General features: G+C 63.0%; 24 protein-coding genes. 8 read left to right on the top strand and 16 right to left on the bottom strand.

The genetic code is table 11. The annotated features are described in order from the left end of the window. Positions 1–16: 16 nt before the first annotated feature. The 7 genes from E5K02_RS23045 to E5K02_RS23015 form a co-directional block, all read right to left on the bottom strand. The gene (locus tag E5K02_RS23045) at positions 17–427 is read right to left on the bottom strand and encodes a DUF6691 family protein (protein WP_135398441.1); all 411 of its coding nucleotides are present in this window, start codon (positions 425–427) and stop codon (positions 17–19) included. Between the two features lie 25 nt (positions 428–452). Continuing rightward, a complete protein-coding gene (locus tag E5K02_RS23040) occupies positions 453–1,073 on the bottom strand; it encodes a class I SAM-dependent methyltransferase (protein WP_135398439.1) in 621 nt (206 codons plus the stop codon). A 17-nt stretch (positions 1,074–1,090) separates the two neighbouring features. Next, on the bottom strand, positions 1,091–1,651 hold the full coding sequence (locus E5K02_RS23035) for a YeeE/YedE family protein (RefSeq protein ID WP_135398437.1): 561 nt from the start codon (positions 1,649–1,651) through the stop codon (positions 1,091–1,093). 95 nt (positions 1,652–1,746) lie between these two features. Then, positions 1,747–2,085, bottom strand: coding sequence for a rhodanese-like domain-containing protein (locus tag E5K02_RS23030; RefSeq protein WP_135398435.1), 339 nt, complete (start codon positions 2,083–2,085; stop codon positions 1,747–1,749). A gap of 80 nt (positions 2,086–2,165) precedes the next feature. After that, positions 2,166–3,521, bottom strand: coding sequence for an MBL fold metallo-hydrolase (locus tag E5K02_RS23025; protein ID WP_135398433.1), 1,356 nt, complete (start codon positions 3,519–3,521; stop codon positions 2,166–2,168). Positions 3,522–3,613: 92 nt separating this feature from the next. Continuing rightward, positions 3,614–4,429, bottom strand: coding sequence for a sulfite exporter TauE/SafE family protein (locus E5K02_RS23020; protein WP_135398431.1), 816 nt, complete (start codon positions 4,427–4,429; stop codon positions 3,614–3,616). A gap of 69 nt (positions 4,430–4,498) precedes the next feature. Continuing rightward, positions 4,499–4,822: an ArsR/SmtB family transcription factor gene (locus E5K02_RS23015; RefSeq protein ID WP_240737424.1), complete on the bottom strand. Its 324-nt coding sequence runs from the start codon at positions 4,820–4,822 to the stop codon at positions 4,499–4,501. Between the two features lie 79 nt (positions 4,823–4,901). On the opposite strand from E5K02_RS23015, the gene E5K02_RS23010 reads away from it, so the two are divergent. From E5K02_RS23010 to E5K02_RS22980, 7 genes are all read left to right on the top strand, one after another. After that, a complete protein-coding gene (locus tag E5K02_RS23010) occupies positions 4,902–6,560 on the top strand; it encodes a bifunctional metallophosphatase/5'-nucleotidase (RefSeq protein WP_167856555.1) in 1,659 nt (552 codons plus the stop codon). 107 nt (positions 6,561–6,667) lie between these two features. After that, positions 6,668–7,363 (top strand): VIT1/CCC1 transporter family protein, encoded by a 696-nt coding sequence (locus E5K02_RS23005; protein WP_135398425.1) that lies wholly within the window; start codon positions 6,668–6,670, stop codon positions 7,361–7,363. A 199-nt stretch (positions 7,364–7,562) separates the two neighbouring features. After that, positions 7,563–7,934, top strand: a complete 372-nt coding sequence (locus E5K02_RS23000) for a hypothetical protein (protein ID WP_135398423.1) — start codon at positions 7,563–7,565, stop codon at positions 7,932–7,934. A 239-nt stretch (positions 7,935–8,173) separates the two neighbouring features. Further along, complete coding sequence (locus tag E5K02_RS22995; RefSeq protein WP_135398421.1) at positions 8,174–9,586, top strand: TolC family protein; 1,413 nt, start codon at positions 8,174–8,176, stop codon at positions 9,584–9,586. A 4-nt stretch (positions 9,587–9,590) separates the two neighbouring features. Further along, positions 9,591–12,749, top strand: a complete 3,159-nt coding sequence (locus E5K02_RS22990) for an efflux RND transporter permease subunit (RefSeq protein WP_135398419.1) — start codon at positions 9,591–9,593, stop codon at positions 12,747–12,749. A gap of 27 nt (positions 12,750–12,776) precedes the next feature. Continuing rightward, the gene (locus tag E5K02_RS22985; RefSeq protein ID WP_135398417.1) at positions 12,777–13,946 is read left to right on the top strand and encodes an efflux RND transporter periplasmic adaptor subunit; all 1,170 of its coding nucleotides are present in this window, start codon (positions 12,777–12,779) and stop codon (positions 13,944–13,946) included. A gap of 52 nt (positions 13,947–13,998) precedes the next feature. Continuing rightward, positions 13,999–14,613: a TlpA family protein disulfide reductase gene (locus E5K02_RS22980; protein ID WP_167855356.1), complete on the top strand. Its 615-nt coding sequence runs from the start codon at positions 13,999–14,001 to the stop codon at positions 14,611–14,613. Between the two features lie 137 nt (positions 14,614–14,750). Here the strand turns inward: E5K02_RS22980 and E5K02_RS22975 are convergent, their stop codons facing one another. The 9 genes from E5K02_RS22975 to E5K02_RS22935 all read right to left on the bottom strand — a co-directional run bounded on the left by E5K02_RS22975 (position 14,751) and on the right by E5K02_RS22935 (position 20,144). Further along, entirely contained in the window at positions 14,751–15,131 is a 381-nt protein-coding gene (locus tag E5K02_RS22975) for a hypothetical protein (protein WP_135398415.1), read from the bottom strand. Positions 15,132–15,145: 14 nt separating this feature from the next. Continuing rightward, positions 15,146–15,463 carry a hypothetical protein gene (locus E5K02_RS22970; protein WP_092743615.1) on the bottom strand — a complete coding sequence of 106 codons (318 nt, stop codon included), beginning with the start codon at positions 15,461–15,463 and terminating at the stop codon, positions 15,146–15,148. A 277-nt stretch (positions 15,464–15,740) separates the two neighbouring features. Then, complete coding sequence (locus E5K02_RS22965; protein WP_135398413.1) at positions 15,741–16,472, bottom strand: hypothetical protein; 732 nt, start codon at positions 16,470–16,472, stop codon at positions 15,741–15,743. Positions 16,473–16,516: 44 nt separating this feature from the next. Beyond that, on the bottom strand, positions 16,517–16,804 hold the full coding sequence (locus E5K02_RS22960) for a hypothetical protein (RefSeq protein WP_135398411.1): 288 nt from the start codon (positions 16,802–16,804) through the stop codon (positions 16,517–16,519). Between the two features lie 168 nt (positions 16,805–16,972). Next, entirely contained in the window at positions 16,973–17,626 is a 654-nt protein-coding gene (locus E5K02_RS22955; protein WP_135398409.1) for a hypothetical protein, read from the bottom strand. A 225-nt stretch (positions 17,627–17,851) separates the two neighbouring features. Then, complete coding sequence (locus E5K02_RS22950; RefSeq protein ID WP_135398407.1) at positions 17,852–18,274, bottom strand: hypothetical protein; 423 nt, start codon at positions 18,272–18,274, stop codon at positions 17,852–17,854. Positions 18,275–18,330: 56 nt separating this feature from the next. After that, positions 18,331–18,666 carry a hypothetical protein gene (locus E5K02_RS22945; protein ID WP_135398405.1) on the bottom strand — a complete coding sequence of 112 codons (336 nt, stop codon included), beginning with the start codon at positions 18,664–18,666 and terminating at the stop codon, positions 18,331–18,333. Positions 18,667–18,700: 34 nt separating this feature from the next. Beyond that, complete coding sequence (locus E5K02_RS22940) at positions 18,701–18,991, bottom strand: hypothetical protein (RefSeq protein WP_135398403.1); 291 nt, start codon at positions 18,989–18,991, stop codon at positions 18,701–18,703. 97 nt (positions 18,992–19,088) lie between these two features. Next, a complete protein-coding gene (locus E5K02_RS22935; RefSeq protein WP_135398401.1) occupies positions 19,089–20,144 on the bottom strand; it encodes an ArdC family protein in 1,056 nt (351 codons plus the stop codon). Between the two features lie 301 nt (positions 20,145–20,445). Here E5K02_RS22935 and nhaA point away from each other — a divergent pair, with 301 nt between their 5' ends. Continuing rightward, positions 20,446–21,771: a Na+/H+ antiporter NhaA gene (nhaA, locus tag E5K02_RS22930; protein ID WP_240737423.1), complete on the top strand. Its 1,326-nt coding sequence runs from the start codon at positions 20,446–20,448 to the stop codon at positions 21,769–21,771. Positions 21,772–21,936: the final 165 nt, after the last annotated feature.

The following is a 21,936-nucleotide window of genomic DNA, read 5'->3' as shown; positions in this document are numbered from 1 at the left end:
GGTAAGGCCGCGGTAACTACATGGGCAGCCGCTCGCGCAGGGCGCTGTAGGTCCAGGTGCCGGCCAGCGCGGCCAGAATCAGCACGGCGGCCGAGGCCACGCCGCTGCCCAGCTGGGCGAACAGCGGACCGGGGCAGGCCCCAGTCAGGGCCCAGCCCAGCCCGAAAATAGTGCCCCCGATCCAGGTGCCGTGGTTGTACTTCTTGTCGGCCAGCTGGATTTCCTCGCCGTTGATGGTCTTGAGGTGGTTACGCTTGATGAGCTGAATGGAAAGCATGCCCACCAGGATGGCCGAGCCAATAACGCCGTACATGTGGAAGGCCTGGAAGCGGAACATCTCCTGGATGCGCCACCAGCTGATGACTTCGCTCTTGGTGAGAATAATGCCGAACAACACGCCCAGCACCAGGTATTTAAGATTTTTCATGTCAAGTAACAGAAGAAGAAAGAAGTTAAGAGCGTACCGCCAGCAGGCGCACGACAGTGGCCGGACCCGAGTGGAAGCTGCCTTCGTGCAGGACGACGCCCAGCTCGTGGTTTTCCCGCACGCTCAGCCCGGCAAAGTCCGCGGCCAGAGTGTCAGGATCGTACAGCAGCTCGGCCGACGTAGGGCCACCGGAGGGCAGGCCCAGCTGCCGGGTACTAAAGGCTTCCAGAATCAGGTGCCCCCCGGGTGCCAGGCTGCGGGCGGCGGCGGCGTGCACGGCCCACCGCGCCACGGGCGGCAGGTGGGCGTAAATCAGGCCGATGGCATCGTAGGCGCCGGGCTGCTGCCAGCCCAGGCTGGTGATATCGGCCACCTGATAAGTTAGGTGCACGCCCTGGGCTACGGCCAGGCGCTGGGCTTTGGCGCGGGCCTCGTCGCTGAAGTCCACGGCCGTCACCTGCCAGCCGCGCCGGGCGGCGTACACGGCGTTGCGGCCCTCGCCCTCGGCCAGCAGCAGCAGGTGGCCGGGCGGCAGCTTATCCAGCTGCTGGCGGAAGTAGGTGTTGGGCTCGGTGCCGTAGGCATAGGCCTCGCTTTCGTAGCGGGCATCCCAGAACTCGGCGGCAGCAGGCAGGCTAGTAGGCATGTGGCGGTGGGGAAGGATTAGAACAGCATCGGGTAGAACACCCAGGTCATGAGCAGGCCGCCGACGAAGAAGGCGATAACGGCCACCAGCGACACCCACTGCAGGTTGGAGAGGCCCGAAATGGCGTGGCCCGAGGTGCAGCCGCCGGCGTAGCGGGTGCCGAAGCCCACCAGAAAGCCGCCCAGCACCAGGAACACCCAGCCTTTCCAGTTGGCCAGGTTTTCCAGGGCGAACAACTCTTTGGGCAGCAGGCCCGAGAAATCGGTCAACCCCATCTGCGCTTTTAGGTCGCGCACGGTTTCGGCCGAAATGGCAATGGTGTCGGGGTGGCCCAGCAGCTGGTAGCCCACGTAGCCGCCCAGCCCGATGCCGAGCACAAACCACAGGTTCCAGATTTCCGCGCGCCAGTTGTAGGTCAGAAACGGGATGCCGGCCGGCACGCAGGCGGCGCACACGTGGCGCAGCGAGGAGCTAATGCCCAGGGCCTTGTTGCCGATGAGCAGCAAAGCCGGCACGGTCAGGCCAATGAGGGGGCCGGCGATATACCAGGGCCAAGGCTGGCGAAGTAATTCAAGCATGAAGTCAGAAAGTCAAAGGAAATAGGGCTCCAGCCAGCCCGCAGCTGCTGCCGGCCGGAGTCCTTGCTAAAAAGGAAGTGGAAAATGGATGCGGGTTAGCGAACCAGCTTTTCAGGCCAGTCCAGCACGCCCCCCAGCAGGTTGGCCACCGTGGTGAAGCCAGCCCCGGTGAGTTGAGCCGCGGCCGTCGCTGAGCGGGCCCCGCTGCGGCAATACACGTAGGTGGGCTTGGTTTTATCTAGGACCGCGACCCGCCGGGCGAAGTCGGGCGCGGTCACGTCCAGGTTCACCGCGCCGGGCAGGTGGCCGCCGGCAAACTCGTCGGGCCGGCGCACGTCCAGTAGCACTGCGCCGGGCTGGCGCACGGCGGCAGAAAAGTCAGCGGGCTTCAAGTCCTGATAGGCTTTGGAAGCGGAATTAAAGAGACCAAACATGGCGGAAATAGGATAAAAAGTGAAGGCTTGAGCGTAGCCGCCACCCGGCCAGGGCTGGGCGGCGGCACTCTCCGGCGGAATTAGTGCGCGGCCGCAGCCGACTGGAAGGATTTCACGGCCTCGCTCAAATCCAGCACCTGGGTGCCGGGCAGCGCGTCGGCCACGATGCTGGAGCCGGCCGCCGAGCGGTAGCCGCCGGCGCAATGCACCACCACGGGCTTATCGGTTGGAATCTCGCCAGCCCGCTCCCGCAGCTCGGGCAGCGGAATGCTCAGGGAGCCGGCAAAAATGGGCTCGTCGCGGTGCTCGGTGGCGTTACGGATGTCCACGATGGTGTACAGCTCCGGGTGCTGGCGGAACTGCTCCACGTCCAGCACGGGCATGGTGGCTTCGGTAGCGGGCGTGCCCACCAGCGCGCCCTTAATCAGCGGCTCGTACCCGATTTTGGCCGTTTTCTGAATCAGGTCTTCGAGCGTGGCCTCGTCGGCCGCAATGAGATAGAATGGCTCCTCGGGGCCGACAATCGAGCCCAGCCAAGTTTCAAATTTGCCGCCCTGTTGAATGTTGATAGCGCCGTCAGCGTGCCCTTTTTTAAACTCAGCCTCGGGACGCGAATCGATGATGACCGCACCGGTTTCCAGCTTTGCACCGGCGGTCAGGCGCGGCACCTGCTGCACGCTCGGCGCGTAGTCGGGCGCGCCGGCTTTGTTGAGGGCCACGTCGTAGCCGAAGTATTTGGGGATGAAGGGCTGGTCCTGGAGCAGCTCTTTCACGAACTCCGCCTCGCTCAACTCCCGCAGCATGGGGTTACCAAATTTCTCATCGGCAATCGTGCTGCTGTTGGCCCCGCTCAGGGCCTTGCCGCACAGGCTGCCCGCGCCGTGGGCGGGGTATACGAGCACCGTGCCGGCCAGCGGCATGAGCTTGTCGCGCAGCGAGTGGTACATCTGCCGGGCCAGCTCCTCGCGCTTGGCCGTCATGTTGCCGGCGCTTTCGCGCAGGTCGGGGCGGCCCACATCGCCGATAAAGAGCGTGTCGCCGGTGAAGACGGCTTCGTCCTTTCCTTCTCGGCTGAGCACAATACTGATCGAGTCGGGGGAATGGCCGGGCGTGTTCAGGGCCCGGAACGTGAGCTTACCGACGGTGAACTCCTGCCCTTCGTCGAAGGCTTCGTGGGCGTAGTCGGCTCCCAGCAGCTTACTCACGCGGATGACGGCGCCGGTGGCCTGGGCAATTTCGAGGTGCGACGACACGAAGTCAGCGTGGGGGTGGGTTTCGATGATGCTGACGATTTTGGCGTCATTCGCCTTCGCGTAGTCGTAGTAGGGCTGCGGGTTGCGGGCCGGGTCGATGAGCACGATTTGGCGGGCCGACTCGCTGAGGATAGCATAGGAGAAATGGGCCAGGCCCTTGTCTTCAAACTGTTCGATTTTCATGACGGAAAGCGGTTGGGAGGTGAGTGGAAGCGAAAAGAAAGCAACGCAGGAAAAGAAGTAAAACGAGAACTGCCGGGGGGAGGGTCAGCGGCTTAGGAGGTGAAGACCAGCTCGCGCAGCAGAATAAACGTACCCATGGCCAGCGTGAACCAGCCGAAGGCCGGCTTGAGCTTAGCGCCGGGAATGAAGCGGGCCAGGTACGTGCCGAGGACGATGCCACCCAGGGCGAAGGCCAGGAAGCCCGCCAGAAACGACCAGGCAATGGGCGTGCCCGCGCTGAGGTCGCCGGTGAAACCGATGAGCGAGTTCAGGGCAATGATGGCCAGCGAGGTGCCCACGGCCAGCTTCATGGGCAGGCGGGCCCCCAGCACCAGGGCCGGAATAATCAGAAAGCCGCCGCCGGCGCCCACGAAGCCCGTGAGCGTGCCCACCACCAGGCCGATGCCCAGCACGAGCGGGTAATTGAACGCGTGCTTCTGATGCAACTCCTCGTCGAGCACGACCTCGGCCTGCTTACTGCGAATCATCGACGTGGCGGCTACGACCATCAGCACGGCAAAGGCCACCAGCACCAGCAAGTCTTTCGTGAACACGATGCTGCCGACCGTGAACAACTCGTGGGGAATGGCCGGCATCAGCAGCTTGCGCACCGCAAACACGGCCAGCAGCGAAGGAAGCAGGAACACCACGGCCGTTTTCAGCGACACCAGCCCATTGCGGAAGTAGCCCCAGGCGCCTACTACGGAGGTGGAGCCCACCACAAACAGGGAGTATGCTGTGCTCAGCACCGGACTTACGCCCATCAGATACACCAGCACCGGCACGGTGAGGATGGAGCCGCCCCCGCCCATGATGCCGAGGGAGAGGCCGATGAAAATAGCCGCGAAGTAGCCGAGGTAATGTAACATGCGTGAACGGGTGAACGTATGTAGTTATGAAAGGTTGTTCATGTATTTCAGCAAAAAAAGCCGACTCCCTTACAGGAACGTGCAGCCGGCCAGGCACTGAATCACGTCCACCACTTCGCGCATCTTCAGGGCGTAGAAGATATTCTTGCCGTCGCGGTGGCTGCTCAGGATGCCCTTAAGCTTCATGCCGGTCAAGTGGTGGGACACTAAGCTCTGCTCGATATTCAATTCCTCGCTGAGTTCGGTCACGGACAGGCGCTCTTGGTTGGCGAGCAGCTGCACAATGGCGATGCGCGTCGGATGGGCCGTGGTCTTGAGAATGAACGCCACCTTCTCCATCTTCTCAGTGGTCAGATTCAAGTCGGCAGGAGCGGTGGCAGTGGTCGTTTTCATAAGGTGCTACAAATGTATGTTCATTTGTTCATGTATACAACCTTGCCTTCCTCTTTGGTTCCAAAAAAATTCTTTTCACATGTCAGTTTTCTCGCATAACCGGCCTGGCGCCTCTTTCTCGCGGTTTTTATGCGCGTGGCGCGGAGTGGCGCTGGGCAGTCTGGTACTAGCGACGGCCTGGGGCCTGAGCAGTTGCCAGGGCTCCACTTCCCGGCCGCCTGTTCAGTCAGCCAGTGGCTCCTTCACCATTCTGCACACCAACGATATCCACGGCCGGCACCGACCCTTCGCCGTGAGTCCCGGCAACGCTACCGCCCAGACCGGCGACGCGGGCCGCAGCCCGTCCTCGTTTGAGCGCGCCGGCCAGGTGGGCGGCTTTGCCCACCTGGCCACGGCCGTGCAGCGGGTCCGGCAGGAGCGGGGTGCCGGCAACGTGCTGCTGCTGGATGGGGGCGACACATTCAGCGACGACCTGCTGGCCAACCTGACCAAGGGCGCGGCCAACATCCGGCTGATGAACGCGCTGGGCTACCAGTTCATGGCCCTGGGCAACCACGACTTCGACTACGGCACGGCCCGCACTCGCGAACTGCAGCAGTTGGCCCGCTTTCCCATGCGTGGGGCCAACGTGCTCGAAAAAGCGACGGGCCAGCCGTTTCTGGGTGAGCCGACCCAGGTGTTTACCGTGGGCGGCCTACGCGTGGGCGTGCTGGCGCTGGCCTACCACAACACGGCCCAGACCGGCAACCCCGATAACACCCAGGAGCTGACCTTCGGCAGCGGCCTGGAGGCGGCCCGGCGCTACGTGCCGGGCCTACAGGCCCGCGCCGACGTGGTGGTAATTCTCTCCCACCAGGGCACCAAGGTGGATGAGTTGCTGGCGCGGGAGGTGCCGGGCATCGACCTGATCGTAGGGGCGCACTCCCACGACCGGATTGCCCCGCCCCGCCACATTGGGAATGTGTGGGTGGTGCAGGCGCTGTCGGACGCGGCCGTGCTGGGCCAGCTTACCGTGCAGGTGAAGGACGGCAAGGTGACCAGCGTGGAGGGCATCGCGCCCACGCTCTGGACCACGGAATACCCCGCCGAGTCGAAGATAGCGCAACTGGTGGACTCGCTGCGGGCCCCGCACAAAGCGCAGCTGGAAGCGGTGCTGGCCACGGCTACCGGCCGCATCGGGCGGCAGTACAAGTCGGCCAGCCCCTTCGACCAGTTGGCCGGCCAGCTGCTGCGCGAAGCCACCGGCGCCGAGCTGGCCTTCCTGCCCGGCGTGGGCTACGGCGTGTCGCTGGAACCCGGTCCCATCACCCGCGAAATGCTTTACACCCTGCTGCCCCACCCCTCCAAAGTGGTGACGCTGGAGCTGACCGGCGCGCAGGTGCTCCAGTTGCTGGAGCAGACGGCCACCAACCAGAACCCCGGCAACGACCTGGCCCGCGTGGGCGGGCTACTACAGTCCAGCGGGCTGGACTGGACGGCCGACCTGAACCAACCCACCGGCCAGCGCGTGAGTGAAGTGCAGGTAAACGGGCAGCCGCTCAACCCGCCGCGCCGCTACCGGGTCGTCACCCACAACGGCATGCTCAGCGGCATCCACCGCTACACCACCTTCGCGAAGGGCCAGAATATCCAGAAGCTGGACAAGGGTGTGACGGAGGTAGTGGAGGCGGGGATGCGTAGACGCAGCACCGTGGCGCCGCCCACGCTGGCACGGGTGCAGGTGGTGGCGGCGAAGTGAGCGGCTGGTTCCTGCAAAATCAGCGTTAGACGATTCGGCCGGAGGGTCATGATGTCCTGCGGTTGCGCGCGTTCGTACAGAAGGCTTCACCCCGTTTCCCTTTCCCTATGAGACACCTGGAGCAGCATCGCACGCATCGGATTGGTTGGTTACGGGCCGCCGTGCTCGGAGCCAACGACGGCATTATTTCCACGGCCAGCCTGGTAGTGGGGGTAGCTGCCGCCAGCGCCACGCGGGAGAGTGTGCTGGTGGCCGGCGTGGCCGGGCTGGTGGCGGGGGCCATGTCCATGGCGACGGGCGAATACGTTTCCGTCAGCTCGCAGGCCGATACGGAAGCGGCGGACCTGGCCCGGGAGCAGGCCGAGTTAATCAACGATGCCGACGCGGAACATCAGGAACTCACCACCATCTACGTGGAGCGCGGGGTGGAACCGGACTTGGCCGCGCAGGTGGCCGAGCAGCTGATGGCCCGGGACGCGCTGGGTACCCACGCCCGGGAGGAGCTGGGCATTTCCGAAACCATGAGCGCCAACCCGATTCAGGCGGTGCTGGCGTCAGCGGCTACGTTTACCGTGGGCGCGGCGCTGCCGCTGCTGGTCATTCTGGTGGCCCCGGCGACGTATCTGAGCTGGACGGTTTCCATTACCTCCCTGTTGTTTCTGGCTGCGCTGGGTGGACTGGCCGCCTACGTAGGTGGGTCCAGCGTGCTGAAAGCGGCCGCCCGGGTAACCTTCTGGGGGGTGCTGGCCATGGCATTGTCGGCCGTGGTGGGCAATTTTTTCAACGTGACGCCCCAGGGCTAACGGGGACTGTCAGCTGGGGCAGCACCCAACGGTTTAGGTGGCCGGTGGCAACCGACCGGACCGCTATTTACGAGGGCAGATAGTATGAAACCGGGGGCATATCCGGTGTCGGGCTGCAACCCTCTTGCAAACTGGTGCGCCTTTGCATTCCGTGCTATCCGGCAAAAGTGTGCACCTTTGCACCTGCTCCCGTTAGTCTATGTCTCGTCTGCTGACTCATCTGCTGTTGCTGCTCTATGCGGGTATTTACCTGCATTGCCAGCCACTGCCTGCCCGGGTCCTGGCACCGCCTACGGACTATAGCAGCCAGCAGGCACCATCTCAGACCGGCCTCTGCAAGAAGAAGCTGCAAACCGTACAGGCGGACCCGCAGGCCGACCACGCGCCGGTAGCGAAAGCCAAGCTGCTGCCGCTCGACCTCGTGCTGGGCGACGACTTTCCGGCCCTGTATTTCGGCCTCCTGTTTCCGGCCGACGAGCCCACGCTCAACCCTGCCCGCGGCCCGAATGCCGGCCCCGAGCAGTCGTTTGCCAACCACCCCAACAAGGCTCCGCCCGTTCGCTTTTCTTAGGAAAATGCGCAGTGGAGCCGGGTTTGTACCCGGTTAATTGCCCCTGCTAGTGGGGGTGATGACGGGTTTTTTTATGCCCTGACCGGCCTGCCACCCTGCGTGGCACCCTTCTGCTGCCCCGGCCACCGGCCACCGAGCAGCCCCGCCTTTTCCTGAGAGCCCCAGCAAATCTGCCTGTCAACTGGCCGGCTACGCCTCTGCGCGCCCGGCCCGGATTTCTGTCCTGACTTCTCTCAGCCATGTTTTCTTTTTGTCATTTATCCCAGGGGCTGGTGTCACCGGGCCGCTGGCTGCTGGCCGCCACGCTGCTGCTGGCGACAACGGCCAGCCATGCCCAGGCCCCGGTCGCGGGCCGACCGTTATCCTTAAAAGAAGCCCTGGAGCTGGCCCGCACCCAGGCCCCGCACCTGCAGGCCAAAGCCTACCAGGTGCAGGCCGCGGAGGCCGATATCGCCCAGACTAAAACCCAGCGCCTGCCCTCCGTGCGGCTCAGCGGGCAGGTGAGCTACGGCTCCACGAACGCCGTGGCGGGCACCATGCTGCCCATCGGCACCATCATCCCCAGCAGCGGCTCGCTGAGCGGGGATAACTCCTACAACGCCGTGTTCGGCAGTATGGGCACGGCCCTGGCGGAGTGGAGCCCGGTGACCTTCGGGCAGTACCCGGCCCAGCGGGCCCGCGCCGAAGCGGCCCGCGGCTACGCCCAGGCTGATGCCGACAACGAGCTGTTCACCCAGCAGCTGCGCGTAGCCCAGACCTACCTCGATTTGCTGGCCACGCAAAGCCTGCGCCGGGTGCGGGAGCAGGACGTGCGCCGCGTTGCGGTACTCAAAAAGACCATCACCCGGCTGGCCCTGAACGGCCTGCGCCCGGGCGTTGACAGCACGCAAGCCCGTGCCACTGAGGCCCAGTCGAAGCTGGCATTGCTCAGCGCCCAAGAGCAGGAAGCCGACCGCCAGGCCCGCCTCTCCACCCTGCTGGGCCAGCCCGGCACCACCTGGCAGCCCGACACGCTCTACAACCACACGCTGCCGCCCGCGCTGGTGCCGCCGGCCGCCCCCCACCCCACGCTCGGGCTGCAGCAGCGGGCCATTGACCTGGGGCAGGCCCGCGAAACCGTCATCCGCCGCCAGTACCGGCCCCGGCTTTCGCTGCTGGGCGCCACGTGGGGCCGGGGCTCCGGCCTGGGCTACAATGGCCAGACCGACTACGGGCTGGGCGGGGCCGCACCCACCCGCTTCAACTACGCCGTGGGCGTGGGCCTTGTGTTCGACCTGCTTGACTGGCCCCGCGTGCAGGCCCAGGCCAAGGCCGAAAACCTGCGCACCCAGGGCCTGCAGGCCGAGTACCGCCAGCAGCAGCTGGAGCTCAGCAACCAGGCCACTCTCGCTGAGCAGCGCCTGCAGCTGGCCGCCGAGCGCGCCCGCCAGGCCCCGCTGCAGCTCGCCGCCGCCCGCCAGGCTTACCGCCAGAAGCTGGCCCTTTACAACTCGGGTCTCGCCACCGTGGTCGACGTGACGCAGGCCCTGTACGGGCTGCAGCAGGCCGAGCAGGACCAGGTGCTCACCGCCAACGCCGCCTGGCAGGCCGTGCTGCTGCAAACCGCCGCCGCCGGCGACTTCTCCTTCTTTTTCACCCCCGTAACGCCCTAGCCGCATGTACGAACTTATCCGGTCGGCCCTGCAGCGGCCCCTCACCGTGGTGGTGGCCATGCTGGCCATCCTCTTTTTCGCCTTCGCCGCCGTGCGCGACATTGCCGTGGATATTTTCCCCAGCATGGACGTGCCGGCCATCTACGTGGCCGAGCCCTACGGGGGCCTCTCGCCCGAGCAGCTCGACGGCTTCATGGCCAACCAATTCCAGAACAACTTCCTGTTCGTGTCCGGGGTCAAGAAAATCGAGACCAAGAGCATTCAGGGGCTGACGCTCATCAAGCTCTCCTTTTATCCCGGCACCGATATGGCGCAGGCCGCGGCCGAGGTGGCCACCCAGGTTTCGCGGGCCACGGCCTTTATGCCGCTCGGCACGCTGCCCCCTCAGGTGGTGCGCTTCGACGCCAGCTCCCTGCCGGTGGGCCAGCTGGTACTGGAAAGCGACAAAAGCTCGCTGACCCAGCTCCAGGATCTGGCTGCCAGCCGCATCCGGCCCATGTTCACCACCATTCCCGGCGTGACGTCCACGGCCCCGTTCGGCGGCAACATCCGCACCATCGTGGTGAAGGCCGACCCGGCCAAGCTGCGCGGTTACCAGCTCACGCCTGATGACGTGGTGAAGGCCATCGCCAGCAGCAACCAGCCCTCGGCGGCCGGCAACGTGAAGATGGGCGACGTGGCCTACATGGCCCCGGTGAACTCGCTGATTGAGAATCCGGCCGACTTTCTGGACGTGCCCCTGCGCACTGGCGCTGGGCCGGGCGTGTACCTGCGCGACGTGGCCACGGTGGAAGACGCCGCCGACGTAACGACGGGCTACGCCGTCATCAACGGCAAGCGGGCCATCTACATGCCCGTCATCAAAAAGGCCGACGCCTCCACCCTGAAGGTGGTGCAGCAGGTCAAGGATAAGCTGCCCACCCTGCGGGCCCTGCTGCCCGAGGACGTGAAGCTCAGCTACGCCTTTGACCAAAGCACCTACGTGGCCAACTCGCTCAAGAGCTTGGTTACAGAAGGCATCCTGGGCGCGGTGCTCACCGGGCTGATGGTGCTCTTGTTTCTGCGCGACTGGCGCAGCGTGCTCATCGTCATCACCACCATTCCGCTTTCCGTCCTGTCGGCGGTGATTCTGCTCAAGCTCTTCGGGCAGACGCTCAACATCATGACCCTCTCGGGGCTGGCGCTGGCCATCGGCGTGCTGGTGGACGAGGCCACGGTGACGATTGAGAACATTCACCAGCACCTGGAACGGGGCAAGCCCAAGGCCCAGGCCATCTGGGACGCGGCCCGCGAAATAGCCCTGCCCAAGCTGCTGATTCTGCTCTGTATCCTGGCCGTATTCGCCCCGGCCCTGATTATGGAAGGCGTGCCGCGGGCGATGTTTCTGCCCCTGTCGCTGGCCGTGGGCTTTGCCATGGTGGCCTCGTTTCTGCTCTCGCAGACCCTGGTACTGGTGATGGCCAACTGGCTGATGAAAGACCACGCGCCGGCCACCGGCCACGGTCACGACGAACCAGCTGAACAAACCGGCTTCTTCGCCCGCTTCCAGGCTGGTTACCAGCGCCTGCTCGTGCGGGCTCAGGGCCGGCAACGTGGCGTGGTGCTGGGCTACCTGGCATTGTCGCTGCTGGTGGTAGGAGCGGGATTTGCCGTCATCGGCACCGACATCTTTCCGCAGGCCAACAGCGGGCAGTTCCAGCTGCGGCTGCGCGAGAAGGTGGGTACCCGCCTGGAGAAAACCGAGCAGACGGTGGCGGCCGTGCAGGCCATCATCAACAAAGAAGTCGGCCCCGACAACGTGGAAATCAGCTCCACCTTCGTGGGCACCCAGCCGGCCAGCTTCGCCGTCAACTCGGTATTCGTCTTCACCACCGGCCCCCACGAGGCCCTGATGCAGGTGGCCCTGAAAGAGGGTGTGCACGTGAACCTGAGCCAGCTCAAGGAGCGGCTGCGCCAGCGTATCCACGACGCGCAACCGGGCTTACAACTAAGCTTTGAGCCGATTGAGCTGGTGGAAAAGGTGATGAGCGACGGGGCACCCACGCCCATCCAGGTGAATGTGGGGGGTAAAAACCTGAAGGAAGCCGCCGGCCACGCCCGCAAGGTGCTGACCCAGCTCCGCCAGATTCCCTTTCTGCGCGACGTGCAGATTGCCCAGCCCCTGCAGTACCCGGCTTTGCGCATCGACGTGGACCGGGAGCGGGCCGCCCAGTTCGGGCTCACCAGCCAGGAAATCACCCAGTCCGTGGTGGCGGCCACGTCCTCCTCGCGCTTTACTAGCAAAAACCTCTGGCTCGACCCCAAGTCCGGCCTGGGCTACCAGGTGCAGGTGCAGCTGCCCGAGGACCAGCTCACCCAGCTCCAGGACTTAGAAGCGCTGCCCGTCAAGGCCGGGCAGGCCCGCCCTACCATTGGGGAGGTGGCCACCGTCTCGGCCCGCATGATGCCCGGCCAGATTGACCGCCAGGGCCCGTACCGGCTGGTCAGCATCACGGCCAACGTGCAGGACCGGGACCTGGGCACGGCCGCCCAGGCCGTGCGTAAGGCCCTCAAACAAGTCGGGGAGCCCCCTCGGGGCGTCGTGGCCAACCTCGTGGGCCAGCCCCAGCTGCTGGAAGACACCATGAGCAGTCTGCAGACCGGGCTGGGCATGGCCATCGTCGTGATTTTCCTGCTGCTGGCGGCGAACTTCCAGTCGTTCCGCCTTTCGCTGGTGGTGCTCTCGGTCGTGCCGGCGGTAGTGGCGGGCTCCCTGCTCATGCTGCTGGCCACGGGTGCCACGCTCAACCTGCAGTCCTACATGGGCATGATTATGAGCGTGGGCGTGTCGGTGGCCAATGCCATTCTACTCATCACCAGCGCCGACCATTTGCGCCACGAGCACCGCGACGTGCCGCTGGCCGCCCGCCTGGCGGCCGACACCCGCATCCGACCCATTCTGATGACCAGCATTGCCATGATTGCCGGCATGCTGCCCATGGCCTCGGGCCTGGGCGAAGGGGGTGACCAGATTGCTCCGCTGGGCCAGGCCGTCATCGGCGGGCTCATCGCCTCCACCCTGGCTTCGCTGCTGGTGCTGCCCCACGTGTTCGGCTGGGCCATGCGCCGGGTGGGCTACGAATCCGGCTCCCTGCTGCCCGCCCGCACCCGACAGGCTGCTTAATCTTCTTTTTCTTCCTACTGAGTTACTATGAATGCCTTCCTGAAATTGATTGCCCGTTCACCTAAACCTGCTTCCTTATCACTGGTGGGTCTGCTGCTGAGCGGCGCGCTGGGCAGTTGCTCGTCCGGGGCTTCGGAGCCGGCGGCCGAAAAGTCCTCTCCCGCCGCCCCGGCCGCTGTTACGACCTTCCGGCTGAGCGCCGCCCCGGTCGTACGCCGGCTGCGGTTGCCCGCCGAGCTCAAGCCCTATGAGCAGGTGGACCTTTTCCCCCGCGTGGGGGCTTTCGTGAAACAGGTATTGGTGGACCGCGGCGCGCGCGTGACCAAAGGCCAGACGCTGGCCGTGCTCGAAGCCCCGGAGCTGGCCGCCCAGCTGGCGCGAGCCCGCTCACGCTGGCAGGCGACCCAAGCCAAGCTTTCCGGCACCCGGGCCAGCTACGAACGGCTATTGCGCACCAGCCAGGAGCCGGGCACCATCTCGCCCAACGACCTGGAGCGAGCCCGCGCCGAAATGCAGGCCGACCAGGCCAACGTGCAGGCCGCCTATTCCGAGCTGCAGGCCAGCCGGGAGCTGAGCAATTATTTGGTGGTAAGGGCTCCGTTCAGCGGTATCATCACGGCTCGCAACGTGTCGGCCGGGGCCCTGGTGGGGCCAGGTGGGGGCCAGCCGGCTGCGCCTATGTTTTCGCTGGAAAACAGCCGCACCCTGCGCCTGGAGGTGGCCGTGCCCGAAGCCGCGGCCGGCCAGTGGCTGAAGCCGGGCGCTTCGGTGCCGTTCACCGTGCCGGCCTTTCCCGGCCAGACCTTCACCGGCGTGTTCCGCCGCAACGCCAGCCGCCTGAGTCAGACGGTGCGCTCGGAGCTGGTGGAAATGGACGTGCCCAACGCCGACGGCCGCCTGAAAGCGGGTATGTACGCCCAGGTAGTGGTGGCATTACCGACGGAGCTAAATGCTCGTGCTGTGCCCACCTCGGCCGTGTTTGCCACCCCGGACGCGCCCAAGCAGGCTCAGGTAGTGCGCGTGCAGCAGGGGCGGGCCCAGTGGGTGCCCGTGCGCAAAGGTCAGCTGCTCAGCCGCGACACCGTGGTGGTGTTTGGGCCGCTACAGCCCGGCGATGAGCTAGTCCGGGAAGCCGGTGAGCAGGTGCCCGACGGCCAGCCCTTAACAGTCGCGGAGGGTAAGCCCGCTGGGGTTTGATATATGAACGTTTTGTCATTTGTTTAGTGTTGCGCTCTTAAATCCTTTGACCATGAATCGTAAGAATCTTCTCCAGTGGCTGCCGCTGGCTTTGTTTGCCCTCGTTTTGTTCACCCCGCTACGCACCCCGGTTCTGGGTGGTATTCAGCGCGGCCTACTGGCCACGGGCCTCTGGAAGGCCGAAGTGCCGGTAGCCACGGTGGCTTCGGCAGCCGCGCCCATCACGCCGACGGGCGGGACGGCCGCCTATCCGCATAGCCTGCCTTTGACCACGCTAGATGGAAAATCCGTCAACCTGAGTGACCTCAAAGGCAAGGTGGTGTTCGTCAACCTGTGGGCTAGCTGGTGCCCGCCCTGCGTGGCCGAGATGCCCGGCATTCACGCGCTTTACAAGAAAATGGACCCGAAAAAGGTAGCCTTCGTGATGCTCTCGCTGGATGAGAACCCCGCCAAGGCCCAGGCGATGCTCAAGCGCCAGGGCTATACCTTCCCGGTATATTTCCCCGCCGGCCCCCTAGCCCCGCCGTTCGACTCCAACTCCATTCCTTCTACGGTCATTCTGGGCCCGGATGGGCAAGTGGCCGCCCGCCACGACGGGATGGCCGAGTACGACACGCCCGAATTTAAGGCGGCCCTTGATGACCTGGCCAAGCAGGTAAAAAACTAGCTCAATCAGGTATATTATGTGATTCGACCGGGCAGCTTCCGATGGGAGGTTGCCCGGTTTGCGTTACCTGCCGCGCTATCCCCCGCGAATTCCGCGGGCTTTTTGACCTTCTTATGCCGTTGGATAGTACCATCACGCTAAGCTGACTCGGCATCCTGCTGCTGCAGGAAAGCCCAATCCTCTGCCGAAAGCTGCTGCTGCATAAAGGCCGTGTACCCAAGGTCGCGGCGTTCCAGCACGTGGCGGCGGAAAGCCCAGCTGCTATTTGCCGCCGCGAAACCGGCGGCAGTCATCGCCTGACGCATCCGGGGCGGCAACCCGGCTAGCCAGTGGTGAAAATCAACTTCTGTGAGGTGGCTATCCGCTAATTGGTGGTAGCGATACGCGGCATTGCCCACGCGCAACAGCTGCGCCTGCTCGGCACGTTCCGTTTCCGGCATTTGCAGCAACGCCTGCACCTGCTGCTCGTGCAGGCGCGGGAGGGGATGCCGGGGAACAAGCAGGTCGTTGATGTTCATCGCAGCACAAGATGTTACTCGGCCTTGTTGAGTGGCGTTTTACGAGCGTTGGGGTCGGCCGCACACTCCTGATACACTAGCTTGGCAATATCTAGGTACGGCACTTTCAGGGCTGCAGCAAGCTTGTGTAGCTCGTCCTGGGTCATGCCGCCCGGCTGGTCATGGCGCTTATCGTAGGTGCGCGGATTGATGTTCCACAGGGCGACAATATCCTTTTTCAGCATCCGGGTTCCGTCCAGCAACTCCGCCAGCGTCGAGGCTTTGATGGTCAGGTCGGTGTTGTCTAAAGTGACCTTAAAGGAAATGGGCGCGGGCGCGGAAGTGGATGCCATAAGGAGGATGAAGGGTAATACCAGCCGGAAAGTTACCTCTTTGCTTGATGCGCTGGTAAATTCGTCATTGGGGAGTACGGCAAAATATGGCCCGTTGGCGCAGTTGCCCTAACAAATTATCTCACTCGTTGCTATCGGACCTCAACTGCTGTCTGTTTCCGGCCGGCACTGTATAAATAAGTAATCGCCCCACCATTCCTTAGCAAACAAAATAGGGGCAGTGGGGAAGAAAAAACTGGCCCAACTCCCGCTCTGTGCGGGGGATGGGCCAGTTTGGTTAGACCGTCGGCGGGGCGTAGGGCGTAAATCGGAAATCATACCAGCTACGCACCTCCGCTGGCGTGTGGGCTACGAGGTAGGGAAAAGCATGGCCCTCGGTGGGCGCAATTTCGACGTAGTACCGCTGCGCCCCGTCTGGCTGCTGCCACAGGGTTACGGTGCCGTAGCTCTGGCCCTGCTCCGGGGTGGCCCGCTTGCCAGAATGGTAGGCGTACGAATCGTGCGGATAGGCTCCCAAGTTCAACTCTACCGGCTCCCACGGGCATTCCCCGCTGCCGCCCATCTCTTCCTCAAACGCAAACCACCGGAGTAGCCCGCCCTGCGCCACGATGCGCCCCCGGTATTGCGCGGGCTGGGGCTTCATTTCAGCAGCCAGGTCGCTCAGCGTCGCGTACTCGTCGGCCTGGTCAGTGGCCGTGAAGGGCACCCGCCCCGGAATGCGAAACGGGCCGGGGTGCTGGGCGGTCACGTCCTGCACCTGGTCTACGGTGCCGGCGACGAGTTCAAGAATCCGCGGTGCCCCTTCGGCGGGCACTTCCAAGTACAAGAAGTCAGTAAGGTCTTTCCAGTAGCCAGCATCGGCCCGCTGCGCGGCATCCTGTTGGTCGGTGCCGGCAAACTCTTCTATATCATAGAAGCCGTAGAAATCGGACAACTCGCCCCGGACTACAATAAGGCTACCGTTCTCGCGGTGCTGGAAATGGTAAACTGGCTGGTTGGAAGCAGACATTTCTGGGCTGGTCTTTTTCATCGGAGTAAGGACTTGGGTAGGGACTAATAGAGGTAGTTGGGGTGAGCGGCTGGGCCTAACTCACGGGCTTCTTTCTCAAGCTGAGCGTCTTCCCATTTCTCGCTCTCGGCAATGGCTAGGACCTTCCACTTCATCAGTTGGGCCGCGTCAGTGGATTTGCTAATCAGGTCCTCGGCCTTCTGGCGGCGCTCCGGCGTGAAAGCCGGGTGGTTCAGCACGCGCCGTAGGTTGCTGCGGGCTGACTGTACCATCAGCATCAGGCCAGCATTGGAAAGCGTGGCAACGGGGGCGGGAGTGGGGGCGGTCAGCATAGAAAGAGGGCTAAAGGGTGAGCAGCTTTGCTATACCTGTTAAACGTAAATCATACCTAAATAGATGCACTTTGTACATTTATTTATGCGTTTTTTTATCAGCGAGTTTCTGCGGAACGGGCACGAAAAAAGCCGCCCGGTCAGGGGCGGCTTTCTTACCGGAAGTAACTAGCGCAACTGCTCGGATTTCATTAGAACAACGGTGCCGACTACTACATCAATCGGGCTGTACTGCTCGGGCGGGTAGGTATCAAACCAAGCGGCCGTAGCCAACAAATTGAGCGCGGCCCCGCTGTATTTGCCGTTGTTGTCGATTACCAGAATATAGCCGGCAAGTGGGCCATGCTGGAAATAGTGAATGTCCAGCGTATCGGCGCCGATAAGGGGCCGTAGCTGGTCGAATTTGAAGGTTTTACCTTTGCTCGGGCGTATCTCGGTCAGGCTCCCATCCAAACCCAGCACCGTGGCGGTGCCCTCGGCCGGCACCATTGCGGTACGCTGGGCCAACAGGTACTCGCCTAGCTCCCGGACGGTAGAAAACACGCGTTCGGTGCCCTCGATGCGGAACGGGCCTAAGTAGCAAGCCGGCGTCGTCACCACCTGGCCGCGGGCGGTTACGCCGACCATCGTTGCCAACAAGGCCGCGCCGCGCTGGGTGACTTGCAGAAACACGGTAGCGGGGAGCTTCTTCCACCATGCGGCCACGGTCAGGGCGGCACCGGCACCGCCGTAGAACATCTGCACATTGGACAGATTGAAAAGGTGCGGGCCAACCAGAACGATAGGGTGCGCGGCGGGCTGGGGAACGGGGGTAATTTCCATATCAAAAAGGGGGTTTAGGTGCGTTTCCTACTTACTTATTAAACGCAAATCATACCAAAATAGATGCACTTTATACATTTTTAATAATGCATTTTACGTCTGCTTTTTCCCCCACTGCCCCCGCTGGAATGGGCAAAAAAAGAGCGAAACAACCGGGAAGGCTGCTGCGCTCGGTGGCTTGATGGCGGCGGGGCTACTCGTGTAGTATGCACGTCACGCGCTTGGTCATCGCGTAGGGGTGCTGGTAGTGATTGCAACCCCGGCAATGGGCAAGCCCTGCTCGGTGCGGATGCTGCGGCGGGGGCCGCCGGGCACCCTGGGCTCGAACCAATCCCGGTAGGCCGTGGTCAGCCGGTCAGCGACGACGGCCAGCCGCTCCGGGCTACGCGGCCCAGCGTCGGCTGGGGTACGCTTAATCCAGATGTGCGAGCCGCCGCACCCTACCTGGTAAGCATTGCCCATCAGTTTCCGGATTGGGCCGGCCAGGTCGCGTAAATCATTCTGGTGGCTGTGGGCCTGTACATAGCGGCGGGCTTGCTCCAACAGCTGCTTTTCGGCTTTGTCCTGGGGTTGCTGCTCAATGGCTAAATAGGCTTCCTGCGCGGCGTAAATCCGGGCGGTGGGGTCGAATTTCTCGGCTTGGCTCATCGGGGTACTGGTTAGGGATGAAGAAGCGGCCAGGCTGGTCAGGCCCGGCCGGCGGCCTAGCGCTGCGGGGCGATGGCCAACGTGCGCGAGAGGTGCAGGACGTGGGCGTTGTGGAAGGCCTCGGCAAACACGCCGCGCCGGAAGTCGCCGGACAGCTGGCCGACGTCAGCAAATTCGTAGCGCAGGCCCGTATCACCCAGCGGCACCAAGTATAGGTCAGCCTCCTCGGCATTGAAGCCGCCCACGTTGCGCCCGTCGCTCAGCAGCAGCGAAACGCCGGGCCGGTGGTCGGGTCCGTCAACGAACGTATAGGTTTCATAAATCAGCCCTACCGCCTTCTCAAAGGGGTAATACACGGCCTCGCCTACGGCTAAATCCTTATATTCTGGCATGGGTAGGTAGTATAAGGTGGACAGGAGAAGGGAATCATACGAGAATCAAGGCGTACTGGCCTCCCTGCTCCTCGCGGGTCATGCGCAGCCCCTCGCGGGCTATGTCTCGGGTCGCCCGAACCAGCTTTAGCAGCGCCTCGTACGCCTCGGGCGTATCTATTTCCATCATCAGGCGTTCGGCTACCTCCTCGGTCAGCACCTCGCTGTTGATGCCCTTGCCAAGCTGCTGCATCATTACCTCCACGTCGGCGATGGCGGCTATTATCCGGTTGCGGTACTGGTTCCAGTTGGGGTGCTGAATGGTGGGGGCTTCGCTGGCTTTCATCAGGAAAGAGACTAGAATTAGAGCTAGGGCTAGAGTTATGGCTAGGGCTAGGAGCTTTGGGGTAGCAGCGGCTTTGCTGCTACCCCGGCCCTGAGAGCTAAGCGGCGGCTAGCCAGCTCAACTCTGCGGCAGCGTACTCGCGGCCGATGGCATCAAGCTCGGGCGCTGCCTCGCTCGTGGCGGCCACCATCACCGCGCCGGGCGCCGGCTGCTGCAACTGCTCGGCGGGCTGCTCCTGAGCCTGCGGCTCGTCCGGCTCAGTGGTGTGACCCAGAATCAGCTCGGCGGCTTTCTGGGCCTTGCTGGCGGCTTTGATGACTAGCTGCTTATCATTTTTCAGCCGCTCCAACCAACTTTGGATATAGGCCACGGCGTTTTCCTCGGTCTGCTCGGTGGCAATGCCGGCGGCGGCACTCAGGAACGAAGCACCCATTTCGGCGGTCAACTCCTCGCGGGCATAGCTCAGGCTTTGCTTGCCTTCGCCGGCGGTCAGGTCGGCCCGGTCAAGGCGGGACTTGTGGCCGGTGCTGTGGGTCAGTTCGTGGAAAAGGGTTTGGTAGTAGCCTTCCGACGTGGTGAACGTCTCCGGCTTGGGCATATTCACAAAGTCCAGTGAAGGAGAGTAATAGGCGCGCTGGTGCAGGTGCTGAATGGCGGGCTTACCGTCCCACGCCTCCACAATACCTTCGGCTACCTCGCTGGGGGTAAACTCGCGCTTCTCCACTTTGGGCAAATCGAACGCAATGCCTTCAATATCCTCCACCGAAAACACGGTGTAATACTTCAGAAAGGGCATTTTTTCCTCTTTGCCGGTTTGCTTGTTCTCGCGGGTGGAAACGTTGTAGTACACCACCTGATGACCTTTGGCACCCTTACGGACATTACCGCCCATTTCGAGGGCCTGCTTGAACGTCATGAAAAACGGCAGGACACCGCTGAAATGCAGCAAAAACAGGTTGATACCGCTGTAAACGCGGCCGGTGGCGTAGTTACGGGGCAAACCGTAAACCGCGTTCCACGGCTTGCGCCACGGAATAATGCCGCCTTCGAGGGCCGAAATGATGCGGTCGGTTACAATCTGGTAAACGTCGGGGCGGGTGGTGGTGGCCTTGCTGGTGGCTTTCTTGGCGGCGGCTTTCGTGGTCTTTTTCATGATAAGCGGTTGCTGTTGTGTGTGTTGCTATATACTTATTAAACGCAAATCATGCATTTATTGTTGCATTATGTACATTTATTAACGCGCATTTTACATAGATTTATTCCGCTTTTTTCCCCCACTGCCCCAATCGTTGCTCCTTTGTCGAGTCGGTAATGGAATAAGGACCGATGCTTATTCATCTGCCTCTTGTTGTCGGTCCTGACGCAACGCTTTCAATAAGTTTAGCCCTCTGCTGCTGTCGCTGCATCTTATTTTGGTGTTGTAGCACGTATGAACAGCTACTTATACCTTGTTCATGATGGTTGTCAAATCACTTGTCCGTCCATTGGTGCGGCCTTTTGCTGAGTTTTTTCGCCGCGAAGCTGCTAGCGGCATTGTCCTGATGATAAGTGCCATACTGGCGCTGGTGCTGGCCAATACCGATTGGGGGCCGGCCCGCTACTTCCCCGCCATCTGGGACCAGCACCTGCGCCTGGCCGTGAACGGCTACGCCCTCGACCACACGGTAGTGGAATGGATAAACGACGGGCTGATGACCGTGTTTTTCCTCATCGTGGGCCTGGAAATCAAGCGAGAAGTGCTTGACGGCGAGCTGTCCTCACCGCGCCAGGCCGCGCTGCCTATCGCCGGGGCCCTCGGCGGCATGCTTATGCCCGCACTGCTGTTTACCGTCTTCAATCACGGCACACCCACTGCCGGGGGCTGGGGCATTCCCATGGCCACCGACATTGCCTTTGCGCTGGCCGTGCTGCAGTTGCTGGGCCCACGGGTGCCGCTTGGCCTGAAAGTATTTCTGACCGCGCTGGCCATCGTCGATGACCTGGGCGCGGTGCTGGTTATTGCCGGTTTCTATACGACGGAGCTGCATCTGCACTACCTGTACCTGGCGCTGGGGACCTGGGCGGTGCTGCTGGCCTTCAACTGGCTGCGCATACGCAGCTTGTGGGCCTACCTGCCGCTGGGCGCGGTGCTGTGGTTTTTTATGCTCAAATCGGGTATTCATGCCACCCTGGCCGGGGTACTGCTGGCGGCGGCCATCCCGTTTCGCATTCCCTTCTCGCGGCCGGAGCTGCTGCGCCGCGTGGACGAGCGGCTGGCCCTGCTGCGCGAGAAAACCCAGGAGCCCGAGGCAACCCCACGCGTCATCAGCGAGGAATTGGAGTTTCTGTACCTGCGCAGCAGTTCGCCCGCGCAGCGGCTGGAGCAACAGTTGCACTCGGTGGTGAGCTTCGGTATCATTCCCTTGTTTGCCTTCGCCAACACCAGCCTGGTGATTGAGCCGTCGGCCGTGCGTGGGCTGCTTTCGCCGCTGGGGCTGGGCATTCTGGCCGGGCTCGTGGTAGGCAAGCCGCTGGGCATTGGAGCGTTGAGCTGGCTCACGGTCCGTCTGGGGTGGGCTACGCTGCCGCCCGGCGTCTCGTGGCGGCAGTTGTGGGGGGCGGGGCTGCTGGCCGGCATTGGCTTTACCATGTCCATCTTCGTCACGCTATTGGCCCTGGGGGAACATTCGGCCGGCACCGATGTGGCTAAGCTGGCTATTCTGGTGGCGTCGCTCACGGCGGGCACGCTGGGGTTTGGGCTGCTGCGCACGGCTCCCACCGAGCCGACTATTGAGCCCTGAGAGGGTAAGTAAAGCCTGCCATTAACTGATTTAGCGTACCTTTGCCTCCGTAATGCCCTTTTTCCTGTCTCCTACTTTCAAGCTCACCCCACCCTGACGACCGGCTTAGAATGCCCCGGCCGCCCCATCCTGCTGGATGGGTGCGGCTTTTCTTTTGCCCCTTTT

The sequence above is a fragment of the Hymenobacter metallicola genome (genome assembly GCF_004745645.1).
In the GTDB taxonomy this organism is placed as follows: domain Bacteria; phylum Bacteroidota; class Bacteroidia; order Cytophagales; family Hymenobacteraceae; genus Hymenobacter; species Hymenobacter metallicola.
The sequence above is the reverse complement of the archived record's forward strand: the minus strand, read 5'-3'. Positions and strand labels throughout refer to the sequence as shown.

What these genes read in the sequence shown, in the direction of transcription:
- E5K02_RS23045 (WP_135398441.1), bottom strand. Translation starts at nt 427, where the DNA reads ATGAAAAATCTTAAATACCTGGTGCTGGGCGTGTTGTTCGGCATTATT.
- E5K02_RS23040 (WP_135398439.1), bottom strand. Translation starts at nt 1,073, where the DNA reads ATGCCTACTAGCCTGCCTGCTGCCGCCGAGTTCTGGGATGCCCGCTAC.
- E5K02_RS23035 (WP_135398437.1), bottom strand. Translation starts at nt 1,651, where the DNA reads ATGCTTGAATTACTTCGCCAGCCTTGGCCCTGGTATATCGCCGGCCCC.
- E5K02_RS23030 (WP_135398435.1), bottom strand. Translation starts at nt 2,085, where the DNA reads ATGTTTGGTCTCTTTAATTCCGCTTCCAAAGCCTATCAGGACTTGAAG.
- E5K02_RS23025 (WP_135398433.1), bottom strand. Translation starts at nt 3,521, where the DNA reads ATGAAAATCGAACAGTTTGAAGACAAGGGCCTGGCCCATTTCTCCTAT.
- E5K02_RS23020 (WP_135398431.1), bottom strand. Translation starts at nt 4,429, where the DNA reads ATGTTACATTACCTCGGCTACTTCGCGGCTATTTTCATCGGCCTCTCC.
- E5K02_RS23015 (WP_240737424.1), bottom strand. Translation starts at nt 4,822, where the DNA reads ATGAAAACGACCACTGCCACCGCTCCTGCCGACTTGAATCTGACCACT.
- E5K02_RS23010 (WP_167856555.1), top strand. Translation starts at nt 4,902, where the DNA reads ATGTCAGTTTTCTCGCATAACCGGCCTGGCGCCTCTTTCTCGCGGTTT.
- E5K02_RS23005 (WP_135398425.1), top strand. Translation starts at nt 6,668, where the DNA reads ATGAGACACCTGGAGCAGCATCGCACGCATCGGATTGGTTGGTTACGG.
- E5K02_RS23000 (WP_135398423.1), top strand. Translation starts at nt 7,563, where the DNA reads ATGTCTCGTCTGCTGACTCATCTGCTGTTGCTGCTCTATGCGGGTATT.
- E5K02_RS22995 (WP_135398421.1), top strand. Translation starts at nt 8,174, where the DNA reads ATGTTTTCTTTTTGTCATTTATCCCAGGGGCTGGTGTCACCGGGCCGC.
- E5K02_RS22990 (WP_135398419.1), top strand. Translation starts at nt 9,591, where the DNA reads ATGTACGAACTTATCCGGTCGGCCCTGCAGCGGCCCCTCACCGTGGTG.
- E5K02_RS22985 (WP_135398417.1), top strand. Translation starts at nt 12,777, where the DNA reads ATGAATGCCTTCCTGAAATTGATTGCCCGTTCACCTAAACCTGCTTCC.
- E5K02_RS22980 (WP_167855356.1), top strand. Translation starts at nt 13,999, where the DNA reads ATGAATCGTAAGAATCTTCTCCAGTGGCTGCCGCTGGCTTTGTTTGCC.
- E5K02_RS22975 (WP_135398415.1), bottom strand. Translation starts at nt 15,131, where the DNA reads ATGAACATCAACGACCTGCTTGTTCCCCGGCATCCCCTCCCGCGCCTG.
- E5K02_RS22970 (WP_092743615.1), bottom strand. Translation starts at nt 15,463, where the DNA reads ATGGCATCCACTTCCGCGCCCGCGCCCATTTCCTTTAAGGTCACTTTA.
- E5K02_RS22965 (WP_135398413.1), bottom strand. Translation starts at nt 16,472, where the DNA reads ATGTCTGCTTCCAACCAGCCAGTTTACCATTTCCAGCACCGCGAGAAC.
- E5K02_RS22960 (WP_135398411.1), bottom strand. Translation starts at nt 16,804, where the DNA reads ATGCTGACCGCCCCCACTCCCGCCCCCGTTGCCACGCTTTCCAATGCT.
- E5K02_RS22955 (WP_135398409.1), bottom strand. Translation starts at nt 17,626, where the DNA reads ATGGAAATTACCCCCGTTCCCCAGCCCGCCGCGCACCCTATCGTTCTG.
- E5K02_RS22950 (WP_135398407.1), bottom strand. Translation starts at nt 18,274, where the DNA reads ATGAGCCAAGCCGAGAAATTCGACCCCACCGCCCGGATTTACGCCGCG.
- E5K02_RS22945 (WP_135398405.1), bottom strand. Translation starts at nt 18,666, where the DNA reads ATGCCAGAATATAAGGATTTAGCCGTAGGCGAGGCCGTGTATTACCCC.
- E5K02_RS22940 (WP_135398403.1), bottom strand. Translation starts at nt 18,991, where the DNA reads ATGAAAGCCAGCGAAGCCCCCACCATTCAGCACCCCAACTGGAACCAG.
- E5K02_RS22935 (WP_135398401.1), bottom strand. Translation starts at nt 20,144, where the DNA reads ATGAAAAAGACCACGAAAGCCGCCGCCAAGAAAGCCACCAGCAAGGCC.
- nhaA (WP_240737423.1), top strand. Translation starts at nt 20,446, where the DNA reads ATGATGGTTGTCAAATCACTTGTCCGTCCATTGGTGCGGCCTTTTGCT.